Here is a 17863-nt window from a genome sequence, read left to right on the forward strand (position 1 = left end):
CCATGAAAAATTTAAGACTTCTATTGGTCCTGCTGGTCGTCATCCTTGCAGGTTGCGCAAGCCCTTATTCTGAAAGCAATCCTCAGCGCTTTGTGGCCAGAGACACGTCTCGAACCATTGACCTGACCGTCCCCCCCCTCGACATCTGGGAACGCATCAGACGCGGTTTCGCTATCCCCAATTTAAACTCGCCGCTGGTCGACAAATGGACGGCGTATTACGCCTCACATCCTGAGGCGATGCAAAGAATGGCTGCGCGCGCGGGCAAGTATCTCTACTACATCGTCGACGAGATCAATCGCCGAGGCATGCCGACCGAATTGGCCTTGCTGCCCTTTGTCGAGAGCGGCTATAACGCTGGGGCTTATTCAAGGGCGAAGGCTGCCGGTCTCTGGCAATTTATTCCGAGCACTGGGACCAAGTTTCAGTTGAAACAGGATTGGTGGCGTGATCAACGCCGCGACCCAATTGCTTCAACCAATGCAGCGCTTGATTATCTCGATTTTCTGTTTGATTTTCAGGGCGACTGGTACCTGGCACTCGCCTCTTATAACTGGGGAGAAGGTTCAGTCAAAAAAGCCATCGACCGTAATTTAGCGGCTGGGCTATCCGGCAATTATGAGTCGCTGACGATGCCTGACGAAACGCGCAACTACGTGCCTAAACTACAAGCGATCAAGAACATCGTCGCTGACCCCGAAAAATACGCTGTACTGCTACCCCAAGTCGATAACGAACCCTATTTTGTGGCGGTGAAGAAAGCCACCCCCATGGACATTGAGGTCGCCGCGCAACTGGCGGAAATGCCAATCGACGAGTTCAAAGCACTTAACCCTTCACACAACACACCTGTGATGGTGGTGGATGAAGATTCACATTTGATTTTGCCTAAAAATAAAGTCGATATCTTCAACACCAATCTCGAACAATATAAAGGCGAACTATCGTCCTGGAAGATTTATCAAGCGTCGCAGGGGGAAACCTTTAGCGATATTGCGAGAAAATTCGGCGTTTCAGAAACTCGTATTCGCGAGGTCAACAATATCCCGACGTCTACTCGCAGCGCCAGCAATCAATCTTTGCAAATCCCGGGGCCTTCTGGCAAAGGGATAGAACTTGCTCCTTTCGCAGACTCGAGCCCACCTCGCCTTGCAGGCAAATATAATGCCACTACCGCCAGCAACGCTAAGAAGAACGACCATAAAGTAAAAATCTATGTTGTGCGCACGGGTGACACCTTGCCAGCGATTGCCAAAAAGCACGACACGACCGTCGCCGCTCTGCGTTCATTAAACAATATAAAAAATGATACCGTTAAGGTTGGCACGAAATTGCGCCTACCGAGTAATAGCACGCATTAAAAATACATTGATTGAATAGAAAACAAGGATTGATATGGGCTTTTTAACTGGCAAAAAACTGTTGATCACCGGCGTTCTATCGAACCGGTCAATCGCCTACGGTATCGCAAGAGCCTGTCATCAACAAGGTGCTGAGTTAGCCTTCACCTATGTTGGTGATCGATTCAAGGATAGAGTGGTTGAGTTTGCGAATGACTTTGGCAGTGATATCGTCCTGCCCTGTGATGTCGCTGAAGACAGCCAGATAGAAGCGACCTTTACTGACTTAGCCAAACGCTGGGACGGCTTGGATGGCTTGGTGCACTCGATCGGTTTCGCCCCGCGCGAAGCAATTGCGGGGGATTTTCTTGAAGGGCTATCGCGCGAAAGTTTCCGCATCGCACATGATATTTCAGCCTACAGTTTTCCGGCTTTGGCCAAAGCGGCACTACCGATGATGAAGGGTCGCCAGGCTGCGGTCTTGACGCTCACGTATTTAGGGGCAGAAAAAGTCGTCCCCAATTACAACACCATGGGTTTGGCCAAAGCATCACTGGAAGCCAGTGTTCGTTACCTCGCCACCAGCCTTGGGCCTTTAGGCATTCGAGCGAATGGGATTTCGGCTGGCCCGATCAAAACACTCGCGGCGAGCGGTATCAAGGATTTTTCTAGCATCTTGAAATTTGTCGAAGCGCACGCACCACTGCGTCGCAATGTCACGATCGAAGACGTGGGCAATGTTGCCGCTTTCTTACTGTCAGACCTTGCCGCGGGTGTCACTGGTGAGATCACTCACGTTGACTCTGGCTTCTCAACCGTGACGCCCGGGATGGGCGAATAAGTCAGCACTTGAGCCGAGCGTCAGTGCAGGCCCGTGTAATGAATCAGCACGGCGCCTGACACCCCTGCACCAAGAATCATGAATACCGGATTAAATCTGGTGAACATGATGACGACAAAAGAGATCAGTGCCAAACTGATGGAGACAGGTCCTACCAGTGATGTCTTGGCGACTGCATAGACCCCTGAAGACATGAGGCCGATAGAGATCGGCTCTAACCCATTTTGAACAGACCGCCGCCAAGGCGTTTCACCGATTCGTGTCCATAAACGTCCCACGAATAAACACAAAAGACTCGATGGGAGGAAAAAAGCCAACAACACCACGGCTGCCCCAATCAATCCGGCCAGGTGCAATCCAAATACAAGCACCATGAGCATATTGGGGCCTGGCGCTAGCTGACCAAGACTATAGACATGCACGAAGGCCGTGTCTGTGATGTTGAACTGCTCATGCAACATGGTCTGCATTTCTGGCAAGACAGCAGTACCGCCTCCGACGGCGAGCAGAGAGAGCATCCCAAACGTCAAAGCAAGTTGAATCAAAATGCTCATCACGATTTAGGTCGATATAAAAACAAGGCAATCGGCGCCATGATCAGCATGACCCAAATGAGCGACAATTTCACCAGGCTCATCAAGATAAAGGTCCCACCGATGATGGCAAGCGGTTTGAGGTGTTTGAAGTGATCAGCGCCAATCTTGTAGGTGACCGAGCCTAACATGCCGGTCGCCGCAGCGGCGATAGCCACCAAAAGCAGATTGGCTAGTGGGTGATCTGCGCCCTCTGTATAAACGTACCCTGCCACGAGAACGAACAGGGCGCCTGGCAGGATGAGCCCCCCTGCTGCGGCCATCGCGCCCAGAAGCCCTCGTAATCTATCACCAGCAATCAACGCCATGTTGACTGAAATCAGACCAGGCGTCGTCTGACTGATTGCCAACGTTGCCATAAATTCGTCGTCACTTAACCATTTGCGCTTATCGACCAACAGGATACGTTCATACGCAATGATGCCGCCACCAAAACTCACCGCACCGATCACTAAAAACTCACGAAATAAGGCCCAGAGTGACGGCACTTGTTGGGTCTGCCTCTTGACCGAGTCAGACTTAGATGCGACTAGCGTGCGCTCTGCTTCGCTCATTTAACCTCACCGTAAACCAGATCTGTCTTGGTCGAGCCGATCTGTAGCCACGCATCAAAGGCACGCTGAAGGTCTTTGAAAAACTGATCTGCACGCTGATGCGCTTTGCTGTCTTTGCGGTTGTCATCGGTAACGCGGTATGAGAACGCCAGTTCGCCGATAATCGGTTCTCCCACACTTCTCATCCAGATCGCCACATCACAGTGAGCCTGCACCCCGCGACCAAATACCAGTGTCCCTAAGGGCAGGCAAGCTTCCAGAATTTTATTGGTTCGCCCGCCAACGATACGAATCGGCGTCGCTTTCGAGCCACCCAGACGAGCCAGTTCAGGGAAAAACCTCACTGCACTGGGCAAGTTCTTTTTAAACACCGCGTCAATTGGCACCGTATCAAGCACTGCATTGTTTGAGAAAATGGATCGCGCAGAACCCACTTCAACGCCCAGCAGTATCTCTTCTTTAAATCGCAGTCTTGCTTTATGTGCTGCACTGGGCGATGGATTAAAAGCCAAGGCCGCTGCAACACTATCTGCACGACATTTGAACGTGACTTCACACCAATCGTCGACCCAGACATTTTGTCTTGATTCACGCACTCGCAGGATCAGATTATGTTGACGAAGATCTTCACCTGGGGTGTCATAGAAAATGACATTCCGCAGGCCGGTATTGGCATTATCCAAGTGATAAAAAGGGATTTTGCTTTTTGCACAAAGGACGTCAAGTTGGGCCGCGAGTTGCGTGATTCGGCTGCGCCGGTCAAGACCTTTGGGTTTTAACAAGAGCTTGAATTCGCGATTGGTTACCCTTTTATCGAGTTTGTATTTTTCTTCTTTCATTGAATTTCTCTGTAAAGTGTAAGGCAGCCGTGTCTAACGCCGACTCGCTCGCGAGTCGACGCCAAACCATCATCAGATGGTATTGCCGCCATCTACCACCAAGCTCTGTCCCGTGATGAAAGACGCTGCTTGAGAGGCCAGAAAAACAGCGGCGCCAGCGATCTCGTCAGGCTCACCGATGCGGCGCAGGGGGATGGTTTCTTCACGGTGGCGCAATGTGGCTTCATCTTCCCAAAGCGCACGCGCAAAATCTGTCTTGATCAATCCGGGGGCAATACAGTTCACCCGAACGTTGTGCGGGCCAAACTCTACGGCCATATTGCGTGCAAGTTGCATATCAGCGGCTTTGCTGACGCAATAAGCGCCAATGACAGAAGAACCTCTTAGCCCACCAATCGAAGAAACGATGGTGATCGACCCCGACCGACGCGCCATCATCTCGGGTGCAACCATATTGATCAACCAGTGATTGGCAACAATATTGTTATCAAGAATCTTGCGAAATTGATCATCCGAAATCCCGGCTTGTGGACCATAATAGGGATTGCTGGCAGCGTTACAAACCAGAATGTCGATTTTGCCAAACTGCTTTTGTGCTGCGAGCACTAAGTTTTGCAAGTCAGTCTTTGAAGAGATGTTTGCTGCGACTGCGATTGCCGACCCCGCACCATGACGTTGATTGATGACATCCACGACTTCTTGGCAGGCATCCACCTTACGCGATGACACAACTACTTTTGCACCGTGTTCAGCCATTCTTTCTGCGATCGCGCGACCAATACCTCTTGATGATCCTGTCACCACAGCCACTTGTCCAGTAAGGTCAAATAATGTCAACGTTGTCTCCTTGTCGTGATGCAAAGGTGCGTTTGGCTCAGGCCAGCCACCTTGGCTCTCGTTTATTTACAAAAGCATCAATCCCTTCAGCACTATCAGGCAAGGTCATATTTTCGACCATGGCCTGCGCCGCCAACGAATACGCTGCTGAAATGTCCAGTTCAATTTGTTGATAGAACGTGTGCTTACCTAAAGCAACAACAGCCGCACTTTTGCTTTTGATGATGTCGGCCAGTTGTTGTACCTCAGCCGCTAGCTTCTCAAGCGGCACAACGTCATTGATCAGCCCCCAGTCACGTGCTTGAACAGCATCAATGGTGTCACCGGTCAATAGCATGCGCAGGGCATTCTTGCGGCTTACCTGACGCGAGACTGCAACGGCAGGTGTCGAACAAAACAGGCCGATATTGACCCCCGGCAAGGCAAAGCGCGTCCCCTGCGCTGCAATGGCAAGATCGCAGGTCGCGGTCAATTGACAGCCCGCGGCAGTCGCAATCCCGTGCACTTGCGCGATGACAACCTGAGGGCTTGAGCGGATTGTCTGCATCAGTACATTGCATTGATTGAAAAGGGATCGCAACGCCGATGGGTCGAGGTCGGCCCTCATTTCTTTCAAGTCGTGACCCGCGCAAAACCCCTTGCCAGCGCCCTTCAGAACGATCACTTTGACAGATCGATCGGCTGACAGATCTGTCAGCGTTTGGATAAGCGCTTGCATCATCCCCATCGACAGCGGGTTATATTGCTCGCCACGATTCAGGGTGAGCGTGGCTACCCCTTCGCGATCGCTTCGCAAAACGAACGCGTGAAGATCAGCGTCCGGTGCAGGCTGCAACGTCGTCACGCTCAAAAGACTTCGAATACGCCAGCAGCCCCCATGCCGCCACCGATACACATCGTCACGCAGACACGTTTTGCGCCACGACGCTTACCTTCGATCAGAGCATGGCCGGTCAAACGTTGCCCACTGACGCCATAAGGATGGCCAACGGCGATCGCCCCCCCATTCACGTTGAGCAACTCGGCAGGAATTCCTAATTTGTCGCGGCAATAGAGTACCTGTACAGCAAAGGCCTCGTTCAACTCCCACAGGTCGATATCTTTCACGGTCAGACCTAAGCGTTTCAATACTTTAGGCACCGCGTAGACTGGCCCGATGCCCATTTCATCCGGTTCGCAACCAGCGACTGCAAATCCAAGAAATCGCCCAAGGGGATTGAGGTTGCGCTGGGTGGCAAGTGCTTCACTCATGATCACGCAGGCACCTGCGCCGTCAGAAAACTGGCTGGCATTACCTGCTGAGACAACGCCGCCAGGGATAGCAGGTTTGATCCCAGAAATCCCCTCTTTGGTTGTCCCTTCACGCAGCCCTTCATCGGCACTGACCGTCACCTGACGAGTTGTCATGCCCATGACCTTATCCATCACCCCCGCTTGCACGGTAATCGGCGCAATCTCGTCATTAAACTTACCCGCAGCTTGTGCCGCACAAGCCTTTTGCTGACTTGCTGCACCGTACTCGTCCATCACGTCACGATTGATGTTGTAACGCTTTGCCACCTGCTCTGCGGTTTGCAGCATGTTCCAATAGATCTCAGGCTTTTTGGCAAGCAAGGCCAGATCGTTGATCATGTGGCGATTCATCTCTTGTTGTACACAAGAAATACTCTCCACACCGCCAGCGACATAGACGTCGCCTTCGCCCGCAATCACTCGTTGAGAAGCAAGGGCAATCGTTTGCAAACCCGAAGAACAGAACCGATTGACAGTCATACCGGCGACATTCACCGGGCAGTCAGCCATCAGCGCGATTTGACGAGCAATATTGGCGCCTGTTGCGCCTTCAGGGTTTGCGCAACCCATGATGACGTCATCAACTTCTGCGGCGTCAATACCGGCACGTTCAATCGCGTGTTTAACCGCGTGACCGCCCAGCGTTGCACCGTGGGTCATGTTGAACGCACCGCGCCAGCTTTTGGCCAGTGGGGTACGGGCAGTAGAAACAATAACAGCGTTGGTCATGATGAATCCTTAATTGAAAGATTTGCCTTCGGCGACCAGTCGCGCAAGCAGTGGGGCGGGTTGCCAGAATGTCATGTCGTCATTCGGGTTCTGTGCAAAACGGTTCATCGCTTGCACCACGTTAAATAGCCCGAATTGGTCGGCGTACAACATGGGGCCGCCTCGGTAAACCGGAAAACCATAACCCGTGGTGTAAACAATATCGATGTCGCTTGCGCGGGCGGCTATCCCTTCTTCCAAAATATGTGCAGCTTCATTCACCATCGAAAAGATCAGGCGCTGCACAATCTCATCGTCAGAAATCTTGCGAGGGGTGATACCAGCATCGGTGCGATACTTGGCAATCATTGCTTCGACTTCTTTGTTGGGGATGGCGTCGCGCTTGCCCTCTTGGTAGTCGTACCAGCCCTTGCCTACTTTCTGCCCATAGCGTCCTTGCTCACAAAGCAAGTCAGCGATTTTGCTGTATTTCATGTTGGGCTTTTCTTGATAGCGTCGCTTTCGAATCGCCCAACCGATGTCGTTGCCCGCCAGGTCACCCATTCTAAAGGGCCCCATCGCACATCCGAATTTCTCAATGGCTTTGTCGACCTGCTGTGGCGTACAACCTTCTTCGATTAAAAAGCCTGCTTGACGCACATATTGCTCGATCATCCGGTTGCCGATAAACCCATCGCACACGCCAGAGACGACAGCCGTCTTCTTAATCCGCTTAGCCACATCCATCACCGTCGCCATGACATCCTTACCGGTCGCGGCACCGCGCACGACCTCCAGTAGCTTCATGACATTTGCAGGGCTAAAGAAGTGCATCCCGACAACATCTTGCGCACGCTTGGTGAAATGAGCGATCGCGTTTACATCAAGTGTCGACGTATTCGAGGCAAGGATCGCCCCCGGTCTCATCACAGCATCCAATTTTTTAAACACCTGCTCTTTCACACCGATTTCTTCAAAGACGGCTTCGATGACCAAATCGACATCTTTGATATCGTCATAGTTCAACGTCGGGGTGAGCAAACTCATTCTGTGCTGCAAGACGTCTTCTTTGAGCTTGCCCTTTTTGACTTGAGCCTGATAATTCTTTTGAATCGTCGCAAGACCTCGATCCAGCGCCTGTTGCTGAGTTTCAAGAATCTTGACCGGGATGCCCGCATTTAAAAAGTTCATGCTGATACCACCGCCCATGGTACCGGCACCAATGACCGCGACCGTTTTGATGTCGCGCTTGGGCGTATCTGCTGGCACGTCATCGATCTTCGACGCCGCTCGTTGAGCAAAAAACAGATGTCTCAATGCCCGCGATTCGGGTGTCGATACCAAATAAAGAAAGCCTTCGCGTTCAACGCGCAAACCCTCTTCAAACTTCATCTTGGTCGCTGCTTGCACGGCATCAATGCACTTGGCTGGCGAGGGATAATTCTTCGCTACGCCAGCAATCATGTTGCGGGCAAATTGAAAATAGGCATCGCCTTGCGGATGCGCACAAGGCAAATCACGCACGCGTGGCAGGGGACGAACCGTCGCTATTTCTCGCGCAAACGCCATACTCTCATCCAGCAGAGACGACGCACTTGTCGCCACTTTGTCAAAGAGCTTTTGACCCTGCAACATCGCGAGCTTCTCGCTCTTGACCGGTTCGCCACTGACAATCATATTCAGGGCGGGTTCAACACCCAGCACGCGGGGCAAACGTTGCGTACCCCCTGCGCCTGGCAGTATGCCGAGTTTGACTTCTGGCAAAGCGATATCAGCACCAGGGGCGGCGATACGATAATGGCACCCGAGCGCCAGCTCTAACCCGCCGCCCATGGCAATCGAATGAACGGCAGCGACAATTGGTTTGCTGCAATTTTCAACCAGACTGATCACACTGCTTAAGTGAGGCTCTTGCGTGGCCTTGGGCGTGCCAAACTCGCGAATGTCTGCACCACCAGAAAACGCCTTGCCGTGACCCGTTAAAACGATGGCTTTGACCGCCGCATTTGCGACCGCCTCTTGCACGCCATCGGCAATTGCTTGACGAGTAGATAACCCGAGGCCGTTGACCGGCGGATTATTCAGGGTAATCACAGCGATATCGCCATGAACCTCATAATGTGCACTCATGCAGTCTCCTTGTTCAAAATTTTTATAACAGCCAATTCTGTTTTCTCATATTGCCAATATAAAACAATATTGTTCTCGCCACGGATGATGGCTTGCACACGTTCAATGTTTGTTAGGGTTTATCTCTAGCGACAAGAGCGGGAAAACGATGATTGCCGACAGTAAGGCATCTCTCTAAAGTTGTTTCCAATTCGACAGTCATTTTTTTCTGTATCAGAAAAATGTTGCAGTTTAAAAAAATAATTTAATCCGTGGAGAGATCAAATGAAAACGACGAAATTATTGTCAAGCATCATTGCAACTGGCGCGCTGACTCTGGGTGCAAACGCCGCGTTTGCACAATCAGAAGCATGGCAGGGGCTTTTCGCTCAAGCGGGTGTAGGTGGTGCCGTTTTCACGCCAAGTTTTTCTGGCGGGTTGTACGGAGGGGCCTACCCCTATTCGGCTTCGAAGAATGACATCAACACCATGGTCGGTGCAGTCGCCGTCGGTTATACCTTTGCCCTGTCAGGTCCATGGACGCTGGGGATAGGCGCTGGCATGCTACCGGGTACCAGTTCAGCTGCTAGCTATTCGGTGGCTGTCACCACACCCTTTGGGACCAGTACTTCTGCAGGCCGGTACAGTGTCAGCAATACGTACACCATCACGTTGCAACCGGGCTACGCCATCGATAAAGAAAAGCTCGTTTATCTAAAGGCAGGCTACACCGGTGCGACGACGAATACGAGTTCGGATTCTTTCGGAGACGCTCATTCGACCTTGAGTGGCTATGTTTTGGGGATAGGGTACAAACAAATCATTACCGGCGGACTGTTTGGTTACGCTGAGTTCAACTACGCAAAATACGGCAACATCAACGTGCCTTACTCAACGCTTAGTGGCACGCTGAACGCCTCTGCCATCGAAGGCCAAATCGGTCTCGGATGGAGATTCTAAACCGATCTCAGTCGTCGAGAGGCAAGTTGTTATCGAGGTTGACAGCGTTCAAAACAACTCGGCGGGCAGTGCCATGAGTGTTTTTGAACCTGTGCTCACCGTTGCCATGAGCTGTGCGGTCTCGGGAAGTAGTTTGGCGAAGTAAAAGCGAGCTGTCCCGAGCTTGGCTTGATAAAACGGATCATCACTATCTTTATTCGCCCAGGCAACCTCTGCCATTCTTGCAAAGAAATAGGCATACACCAGATGGCCCACCAGCCTCAGGTATGGCACGGCTGCCGCACCGACTTCGTCGCGATTCATCATCGCCTTCATCCCAATCTCTTTGGTGATTTTCTCAACCTTTGAGGCCAGCTCTGCCAGAGGGTCAATAAACTCTGCCATCTCCTTTCGAACGCCAGCTGAGCCGATGAACGCTTCAACGATTTTGCCGAACTTGCGCAATTTCGACCCCATGTCGCCAAGCACCTTACGGCCCAATAAATCCAGCGACTGGATAGTATTGGTGCCCTCGTAGATCATATTGATTCGTGCGTCTCGCACGTATTGTTCCATTCCCCATTCAGTGATGTAGCCATGTCCGCCAAAGACCTGCAGACCTTCGTTGGTCGCTGCAAAGGCGTTATCAGTCAAGAATGCCTTCACAATCGGCGTCAGTAAGGTCACCAGGTCGGCAGTATCTTGTCTAACACTTTCATCCGGATGGTTAAGCTCTGTGTCGATCATCAGGGCGATCCAATACGAGAACGCGCGAGCGCCCTCTGCGTACGCTCGTTGAGTTAAGAGCATTCTGCGCACGTCAGGATGGACAATAATGGGGTCAGCCGCTTTTTCGGGCACTTTGGTACCCGTCAAACTACGCATCTGCAATCGGTCTTTAGCGTACGCCACTGAGTTTTGATAGGCAACTTCGGTCAAACCGAGCCCCTGCATACCGACCCCCAGGCGTGCGGCATTCATCATGACAAACATCGCGTTGAGACCTTTATGCGGCTCACCCACCAGAGATCCCATTGCACCGTCAAAATTCATTACACAAGTCGCATTACCGTGTATGCCCATTTTGTGTTCTAGAGAACCGCAAGACACCTTATTTTGATCACCCAGCGCACCGCCGCTGCTCACCAATCGTTTGGGTACAACAAACAGCGAAATGCCTTTGGTGCCTTCTGGGGCGTCTGGCAGCCTTGCTAACACCAAATGAACGATATTTTCAGTGAGATCATGCTCACCGCTAGAGATGAAGATCTTGGTTCCCGAAATGGCATAAGAACCATCGATTAGCGGTTCAGCTCGCGTTTTTAGTATGCCAAGATCGGTGCCGCAGTGCGGTTCAGTCAAGCACATCGTGCCCGTCCACTGACCCGAGACGAGCTTATCAAGATACGTGGCCTTCTGTTCAGGCGTGCCATGTGCGTGAAGACATTCGTAGGCACCGTGAGACAGTAGTGGGTACATCGTCCACGCCTGATTCGCCGAATTGAGCATCTCACACAACACCGTATTGAGCAATTTCGGTAAGCCCTGCCCGCCATAAGCTGGATCACACGCAAGGGAAGGCCACCCCCCTGCCACGTATTGTTCGTAAGCTTCTTTAAATCCAGTAGGCGTTTTGACAGAGCCGTCATCCCCTCGCACGCAACCTTCCTTGTCCCCCACCTGATTCAAAGGGAAGGCGACTTCACTCGAAAACTTACCGGCTTCTTCGATGATCTGATTAATCATGGCTCGATCGATATCCTGATAGGCCGGCAAATCAGAAAAGGTGTCAGTGACATTCAATAACTCGTGAATGACAAAATGGATATCTCGTAGTGGGGGGGAATAGGTCGGCATGACGACGGGAATCCTTTTATGGGTCGATACGGTTGTTTTTGGTTGCTGGTTTTTTGATTTGATGGCTGGCAATGATGCTTTTAAGCAGTTTGTTTGCCATCGCCAGGCTTTCAGTATTTTCAAGAAACCGACAATCGTGATGAGCACCCAGCACAGTGCTATAGACCTGAAACAGTAACTGGTCTGCGTTAACGGTTCTCTTCAGATGGCCTTCGGCAACGGATTCTTTAATTGCTCGCAAGAGTGCGGCACGCCACGTATCGACGCTTTTTTTTAGTTCATTGCGCACAATGCCGGGGCGGTCGTCGAACTCGACAGCACCGGCGATAAAAAAGCAGCTCAATGAGCCTATCCCCGTGCTCATTTTTAGCCACGCGGTGACCATTTGCAACAACCGCGGCAATCCCTTTGGTTTCAACAGTGCGGGTAGAAATACCGCCGATTCAAACCGGCGTGTGTATTCACGCACGACGTCCACCTGCAACTCTTCACGTGATCCAAAGTGCGCAAACACACCGCTTTTGCTCATGTTGACCCTCTCTGCAAGATGGCCAATGGTGATCCCTTCAAGCCCAGAGTTACTCGCAATTTCTAAAGCGGCCTGAACAATCAGCGCTTTTGTCATCGACCCCTTCTTCTGTTCAGTCGATACTGTTTGATTGATGATTTGTTCAAGCATGGGCAAACTCTGGGGCGAAAGGGGCTTCGAAAGGGGCTTCATAAAAATAATACGATCGTTCGTATATATTATGCTGAGACGTCGCGCCGCTCAACAAGGGAAAACCCGCTCTACCGAATGTGATCAATTAGTGATGTGATTGCCTCCATACTCGTAGGCGGACGAACTGCCCTTTTTCAGTGCTCTAACACTCCTTGCTCACCACCCATAGCGATGAATGCTCAAAAACCTTGGCTCAAAAGCTACCCTGACGGCGTCCCTCATGATCTGGGTGCACTGCCGTACAACTCTCTAACAGATATGTTTGAAGAGTCATTTAGTCGACATCACAACCGTCAAGCTTGCGAATACTTGGGCAAGTTTTTCACCTACCAAGACCTCGATCATTTCTCAAGGCATTTTGCTGCCTACCTGCAGAGCCTAGGCCTTGCTAAAGGCTCACGGGTCGCCATCATGCTGCCTAATATCGTGCAGTTTCAGGTCGCCATGCTGGGGATCTTGCGTGCCGGCTACATCGTGGTCAATATCAACCCTCTCTATACCGCGAGAGAACTTCAACAGCAGCTCACCGATAGCGGCACCTCAGCGCTAGTGATCTTAGAAAACTTCGCTCATGTCTATCAACAAATCGCCACCCAAGTCTCTCTACAGAAGGTCGTCGTCACTGGTCTTGGCGATCTTCTGGGATTAAAGGGGGTGGTGGTTAATTTCATGGTTCGTCATGTCAAAAAGGTCGTGCCGAAATGGGCTGTCGTGCACGAGACATTCACTCATGCGCTAGCAATCGGCGCCAAGGCGTCGTTCACCAAACCTAACATCTCGAGCGATGACATTGCATTTTTGCAGTACACCGGCGGGACAACCGGGATCGCCAAAGGGGCCACCCTGCTGCACAGAAACATCATCGCTAACGTCATTCAGACAGAGCTATGGCTCGAGCCATCCATGCGCCATAAGCAGATTGATCAGCTCGTATTCTTGTGTGCCTTGCCCCTGTATCACATCTTCGCGCTGACAGCGTGCGCCCTCTTCGGGATGCGCAAGGGTGGGTTGTTGATCTTGGTTCCGAATCCTCGCGACATGAGTGGCTTTGTTAAATTGCTCGCCACCCATCCTGGGATTCACATTTTCCCCGGAGTGAACACGTTATTTAACGCGCTGCTTCACCGCCCCGAGTTTGCAACCGTAAAGCTGCCCAACCTGCTCGTCACGATTGGGGGGGGCATGGCCGTTCAAAAAGGGGTTGCTGAAAGGTGGCAAGCAATGACCGGCGTGCCTATCGTAGAAGGCTACGGATTGTCAGAGACATCGCCCGTGGCGTGCGTCACCAGTACGCTCATTACAGAATTCTCTGGGACCATCGGTTTACCAGTGACTGGCACTGAGGTCGCTATTTTGAATGACGATGGGATAGAAGTGCCCTTTGGCAGTTCAGGGGAAATCTGCATTCGCGGGCCGCAAGTGATGGCGGGTTACTGGAACAAACCTGAAGAAACGAAACTCGTCATGACCCAAGACGGCTTCTTCAAATCAGGTGATATTGGCATCATGGATGAAGCCGGTTACACCAAAATTGTTGATCGCAAGAAGGACATGATCATCGTGTCTGGCTTCAACGTCTTCCCGAACGAGCTTGAAGAAGTCATCGCTAGAATGCCAGGCGTCTTAGAGTGCGCGGTGATTGGCGTGGCCGATGACAAGAGCGGCGAAGCAGTCGTGGCGTTTGTCGTGAAAGAAGACCTCGCGCTGACCGAAGCACAAATTTTTGAGTATTGCAAAAGGGAACTGACGAATTACAAGCGCCCGAAATTTATTTTATTTAGGGATGAGCTTCCTAAAACCAACGTCGGAAAAATATTGCGACGAGAACTCAGAGACAGCATCGCACATCAGAAGCTGACGGTGTCACCCATGCCGTAATACGCAACCACTACTTGCATGCGTACAAGTCAGTATTGACACCTCTCAACGGGGCGGCTAAACAGTCTATAAGGCAATCTTAAATTGCCTACTCATCGGAGGAGGACGAAAATGACAAAAAAACTATCAGTATTCTCAACCCTATTAATTAGCCTGACTGGCCTGGCGAGCGTTGGTCAAGCGCTGGCAGACAAACAATATGATGTCGGCGCCAGCGATACTGAAATCGTTATTGGGCACTTTGGACCTTACTCTGGGCCTGCATCCGCCTACGGGGCGATCGGTAAAACAGAGACTGCCTATTTCGAGAAGATCAACGCTGAGGGTGGTATCAACGGACGAAAGATCAAGTTCATCAGCTACGACGACGCTTATTCCCCCCCTAAGAGTGTTGAGCAAACTCGCAAGCTCATCGAGCAAGACAAGGTGCTGTTTATTTTTCAAAGCCTGGGCACTGCACAAAATAGTGCAGTTCAGAAATACATGAACAGCAAGGCAACCCCCCAACTGTTCATTTCAACCGGTGCCACTAAGTTTGGTGACCCCAAGAATTTTCCGTGGACGATGGGTTGGCAGCCTCCCTACGCTGCAGAAGCTCGCATTTATGCTCAGCATATCCTCGAGACAAAGCCGGATGCAAAGATCGCCATTCTCATGCAAAACGATGATTACGGCAAAGACTACCTGCGGGGATTTGAAGAAGGCTTAGGCGACAAAGCACAAAAAATGATTATTGCCAAGGTCACTTACGAATCGACAGATCCGACCGTAGACAGTCAAATGATTCAGCTCAAGTCATCGGGTGCTGATGTGTTTTTCAATATCACAACCCCCAAGTTCGCCGCGCAAGCCATTAAAAAGGCAGCTGAAATCGGCTGGAAACCCACGCAATACCTCAACTCAATTTCAAACTCAGTCGGTTCTGTGATGAATCCGGCGGGTGCAGAAAATGGGGTGGGTATCATCACCGCGTTGTATCAAAAGGATCCAACCGATCCTCAATGGTTCGACACCCAAGGCTATAAGGATTGGCTCGAGTTCATGAAAAAATACAACCCGCAGGGTGACATCAAAGACATCAATACTGTCTTTGGCTACAACGCCGCTCAAACGATGGTCCAGGTGCTAAAACAATGTGGCGATAACCTCACCCGAGCAAACGTCATGAAACAAGCCGCGAGCCTCAACGACTTGCAACTCCCCATGCTGTTGCCTGGCGTGAATATTCAAACGGGGCCCGATGACTTTTTCCCGATCGAGCGTGAATCCTTAGCGCGCTGGGACGGCAAAGGCTGGATACTGTTCGGCAAACTTTACGGGCATTGATCGACAGCTACGCTTGGCGTATTGGGTTTCAAAGCTCTGCGCGATATCTAGCCAACATCGCTTCCTGAGTCTCTAATGGCCCAGTGCTGTTGGTTTGCTTTTGAATGATTTCATTCATGGTGGGCATCTGCGACCGGTCGACGCGTGCGTCGGCCAACCAGAGCTTTGATCGCATGAACGCCTTAGGGCAATGTAGGTAAACGTCTTCGATTTGCACTCGAATAACGGTTTTAGGTGAACGCTCAAAGCCAGAGAAGCGAGCGAGCAATAACGGGTCGTTGCTGATCATCGCCTTACCATTAATTCTAAGCGTCTCATCGAACCCAGGGATCATAAAGAGCAAACCGATCCTGCCCGTGTCAATGATGTTCTGCAAGGAATCTAATCGATTATTCCCCGATGAATCCGGGATCAATAGCGTTTCGTGATCAAGCACCTGCACAAACCCTGGCATGCCGCCGCGCGGTGACGCATCACATTCGTGCTGTTTATTGGTGGTGGACATCACAAAAAACGGAGATAACAGCAGATACTGCTGCGAGTACTCGTCCAGCGCTGACATTTGTTTCTGCAGCGCTCGTTCTTTAGCCGCTGGGTACACTTGTCGCAGCTGTTCTCGACGGGTGATGTTCATGTTACCGCTCCATTGTCTGGCTCATTCAAAGCCCCTGCGGCTGTTTCGCCTCAGCAGGACGTTTTAGACGCAACGTTCAGGCACCTGGACGGTAATATAAGCGCTAAAAAACAAAAAGTCTCAGGGCGTTTATCCTCTGAGACCTTTGTTTTTACTTGGTGGGTCGGGCGAGACTCGAACTCGCGACCAACGGATTAAAAGTCTGCAAAAACCCGTATTTATTGGTGTTGAATTACATTGCTCGAAAACAATAAAACCTAGTAAATATGCGGCTTTCAGACGGAGTACACAAATCCGATGGTTGCTTAATGTTGATTGATATTCTATGATTCGGGTTACACAGGGGTTACACGGCGGTTACACGGATACTCAATCATGGCAAAAATTAGCTTCACCGCTGGACGGGTTCAAGACTTCAAATGTCCCCCAGAAAAGCAGCAAGCATTTATTTGGGATTCAGTTACTGAAGGCTTGGGCTTGCGTGCAACCTCTGGACGCAAGAACTACGTATTTCAGGGAAAACTTGCAGGGCAGGCGATCAGAATAAAAATCGGCGGCCTTGACCGTTACACCATTGACGATGCACGAAAAGAAGCCAGACGATTAAAAACGCTGATTGATGAAGGCCGTGACCCGCGAACCGTTAAGGCTCAAAATATCGCTGTCGAAGTTGCCAAACGCGAACAAGCCAAACAAAAACAAGCCCCAGCCCTCGACGCTTGGAATGAGTACATCAAAGCCCGTACACCCAAATGGAGTGAACGCCACAAAGCCGACCATGAGAGCATGGCAAGGCTTGGGGGCGAGAAAGTAACCAGAGGTCGCCGCAACAATCCAGAGGGAATCACAGAGGCCGGAATACTGCGCCCCCTGCTGGTGTTGCCACTGTCTGCCATCACACGCGATGCAGTAGCCGAATGGTTAGAGCCTGAGGCCATCAAGCGCCCTACTCGAACCCGTCTAGCAATATCGCTACTGTCCACCTTTTTAACTTGGTGCAGTGACCGCCCACAATATCGCGACCAAATAAACCTTGATGCCTGTAAGCGCATGAAGCAAGACTTACCCAAGGCTCAGACGAAAGATGATTGTTTGCAGCGAGAGCAACTGAAACTTTGGTTTGAGTATGTGCGTCGAATTGAAAACCCGACTCACGCTGCTTACCTTCAGTGCCTATTGTTAACTGGTGCCCGTCGAAACGAGTTAGCCTCGCTGTGTTGGGATGATGTAGATTTTCCGTGGAACAGCATCACCATTCGCGATAAGGTCGAAGGCGAGCGCACGATACCGTTAACGCCTTATGTTGCCAGCCTGATGCAAGCACTCAAGCGCCTAAATGAAACGCCCCCGAACGTGACGCAAATTAACCGTCTACAGGCCAAGGGCGAAAAGTG

16 protein-coding genes are annotated in these 17863 nt (G+C 51.2%); 6 read left to right on the forward strand and 10 right to left on the reverse strand.

Translation table 11 applies throughout. The features are described 5' to 3' along the window. Positions 1-2: 2 nt before the first annotated feature. Positions 3-1361 (forward strand): transglycosylase SLT domain-containing protein, encoded by a 1359-nt coding sequence (locus AC1W8Y_RS12665; RefSeq protein WP_482014847.1) that lies wholly within the window; start codon positions 3-5, stop codon positions 1359-1361. A 34-nt stretch (positions 1362-1395) separates the two neighbouring features. Further along, a complete protein-coding gene (gene fabI / locus AC1W8Y_RS12670; RefSeq protein ID WP_482014848.1) occupies positions 1396-2181 on the forward strand; it encodes an enoyl-ACP reductase FabI in 786 nt (261 codons plus the stop codon). A gap of 20 nt (positions 2182-2201) precedes the next feature. On the opposite strand, the gene AC1W8Y_RS12675 is transcribed toward fabI, so the two are convergent. The 7 genes from AC1W8Y_RS12675 to AC1W8Y_RS12705 form a co-directional block, all read right to left on the reverse strand. Continuing rightward, entirely contained in the window at positions 2202-2735 is a 534-nt protein-coding gene (locus AC1W8Y_RS12675) for a chromate transporter (RefSeq protein ID WP_482014849.1), read from the reverse strand. Further along, positions 2735-3328: a chromate transporter gene (locus tag AC1W8Y_RS12680; protein WP_482014850.1), complete on the reverse strand. Its 594-nt coding sequence runs from the start codon at positions 3326-3328 to the stop codon at positions 2735-2737. Before AC1W8Y_RS12680 ends, AC1W8Y_RS12675 begins: the two co-directional genes overlap by 1 nt. Further along, positions 3325-4167, reverse strand: coding sequence for a hypothetical protein (locus AC1W8Y_RS12685; protein ID WP_482014851.1), 843 nt, complete (start codon positions 4165-4167; stop codon positions 3325-3327). Before AC1W8Y_RS12685 ends, AC1W8Y_RS12680 begins: the two co-directional genes overlap by 4 nt. A gap of 72 nt (positions 4168-4239) precedes the next feature. Continuing rightward, on the reverse strand, positions 4240-5004 hold the full coding sequence (locus tag AC1W8Y_RS12690) for an SDR family oxidoreductase (RefSeq protein WP_482014852.1): 765 nt from the start codon (positions 5002-5004) through the stop codon (positions 4240-4242). 37 nt (positions 5005-5041) lie between these two features. Then, complete coding sequence (locus AC1W8Y_RS12695) at positions 5042-5848, reverse strand: enoyl-CoA hydratase (RefSeq protein WP_482014853.1); 807 nt, start codon at positions 5846-5848, stop codon at positions 5042-5044. A gap of 2 nt (positions 5849-5850) precedes the next feature. Then, positions 5851-7026 (reverse strand): acetyl-CoA C-acyltransferase, encoded by a 1176-nt coding sequence (locus tag AC1W8Y_RS12700; protein WP_482014854.1) that lies wholly within the window; start codon positions 7024-7026, stop codon positions 5851-5853. A 9-nt stretch (positions 7027-7035) separates the two neighbouring features. After that, positions 7036-9135, reverse strand: coding sequence for a 3-hydroxyacyl-CoA dehydrogenase NAD-binding domain-containing protein (locus tag AC1W8Y_RS12705; protein WP_482014855.1), 2100 nt, complete (start codon positions 9133-9135; stop codon positions 7036-7038). A 264-nt stretch (positions 9136-9399) separates the two neighbouring features. On the opposite strand from AC1W8Y_RS12705, the gene AC1W8Y_RS12710 reads away from it, so the two are divergent. Then, entirely contained in the window at positions 9400-10074 is a 675-nt protein-coding gene (locus tag AC1W8Y_RS12710) for an outer membrane protein (RefSeq protein ID WP_482014856.1), read from the forward strand. 48 nt (positions 10075-10122) lie between these two features. Here AC1W8Y_RS12710 and AC1W8Y_RS12715 read toward each other — a convergent pair whose 3' ends face one another. Beyond that, entirely contained in the window at positions 10123-11910 is a 1788-nt protein-coding gene (locus tag AC1W8Y_RS12715) for an acyl-CoA dehydrogenase C-terminal domain-containing protein (protein ID WP_482014857.1), read from the reverse strand. A 16-nt stretch (positions 11911-11926) separates the two neighbouring features. After that, a complete protein-coding gene (locus AC1W8Y_RS12720; protein WP_482014858.1) occupies positions 11927-12589 on the reverse strand; it encodes a TetR/AcrR family transcriptional regulator in 663 nt (220 codons plus the stop codon). Positions 12590-12802: 213 nt separating this feature from the next. On the opposite strand from AC1W8Y_RS12720, the gene AC1W8Y_RS12725 reads away from it, so the two are divergent. Then, positions 12803-14509, forward strand: coding sequence for a long-chain-fatty-acid--CoA ligase (locus AC1W8Y_RS12725; protein WP_482014859.1), 1707 nt, complete (start codon positions 12803-12805; stop codon positions 14507-14509). A 111-nt stretch (positions 14510-14620) separates the two neighbouring features. Next, positions 14621-15835: an ABC transporter substrate-binding protein gene (locus AC1W8Y_RS12730; RefSeq protein ID WP_482014860.1), complete on the forward strand. Its 1215-nt coding sequence runs from the start codon at positions 14621-14623 to the stop codon at positions 15833-15835. Positions 15836-15863: 28 nt separating this feature from the next. On the opposite strand, the gene AC1W8Y_RS12735 is transcribed toward AC1W8Y_RS12730, so the two are convergent. After that, positions 15864-16469 (reverse strand): pyridoxamine 5'-phosphate oxidase family protein, encoded by a 606-nt coding sequence (locus tag AC1W8Y_RS12735; protein WP_482014861.1) that lies wholly within the window; start codon positions 16467-16469, stop codon positions 15864-15866. 375 nt (positions 16470-16844) lie between these two features. Between AC1W8Y_RS12735 and AC1W8Y_RS12740 the strand changes: the two genes are divergently transcribed. After that, on the forward strand, positions 16845-17863 hold a 1019-nt coding region (locus AC1W8Y_RS12740; RefSeq protein WP_482014862.1), incomplete at its 3' end, for a tyrosine-type recombinase/integrase.

The sequence above is a fragment of the Jezberella sp. genome (assembly GCF_964834465.1).

Bases quoted from the DNA above. Each gene is read 5' to 3' on its own strand.
- AC1W8Y_RS12665 (WP_482014847.1), top strand. From the start codon at position 3: ATGAAAAATTTAAGACTTCTATTGGTCCTGCTGGTCGTCATCCTTGCA.
- fabI (WP_482014848.1), top strand. From the start codon at position 1,396: ATGGGCTTTTTAACTGGCAAAAAACTGTTGATCACCGGCGTTCTATCG.
- AC1W8Y_RS12675 (WP_482014849.1), bottom strand. From the start codon at position 2,735: ATGAGCATTTTGATTCAACTTGCTTTGACGTTTGGGATGCTCTCTCTG.
- AC1W8Y_RS12680 (WP_482014850.1), bottom strand. From the start codon at position 3,328: ATGAGCGAAGCAGAGCGCACGCTAGTCGCATCTAAGTCTGACTCGGTC.
- AC1W8Y_RS12685 (WP_482014851.1), bottom strand. From the start codon at position 4,167: ATGAAAGAAGAAAAATACAAACTCGATAAAAGGGTAACCAATCGCGAA.
- AC1W8Y_RS12700 (WP_482014854.1), bottom strand. From the start codon at position 7,026: ATGACCAACGCTGTTATTGTTTCTACTGCCCGTACCCCACTGGCCAAA.
- AC1W8Y_RS12705 (WP_482014855.1), bottom strand. From the start codon at position 9,135: ATGAGTGCACATTATGAGGTTCATGGCGATATCGCTGTGATTACCCTG.
- AC1W8Y_RS12710 (WP_482014856.1), top strand. From the start codon at position 9,400: ATGAAAACGACGAAATTATTGTCAAGCATCATTGCAACTGGCGCGCTG.
- AC1W8Y_RS12715 (WP_482014857.1), bottom strand. From the start codon at position 11,910: ATGCCGACCTATTCCCCCCCACTACGAGATATCCATTTTGTCATTCAC.
- AC1W8Y_RS12720 (WP_482014858.1), bottom strand. From the start codon at position 12,589: ATGCTTGAACAAATCATCAATCAAACAGTATCGACTGAACAGAAGAAG.
- AC1W8Y_RS12725 (WP_482014859.1), top strand. From the start codon at position 12,803: ATGAATGCTCAAAAACCTTGGCTCAAAAGCTACCCTGACGGCGTCCCT.
- AC1W8Y_RS12730 (WP_482014860.1), top strand. From the start codon at position 14,621: ATGACAAAAAAACTATCAGTATTCTCAACCCTATTAATTAGCCTGACT.
- AC1W8Y_RS12735 (WP_482014861.1), bottom strand. From the start codon at position 16,469: ATGAACATCACCCGTCGAGAACAGCTGCGACAAGTGTACCCAGCGGCT.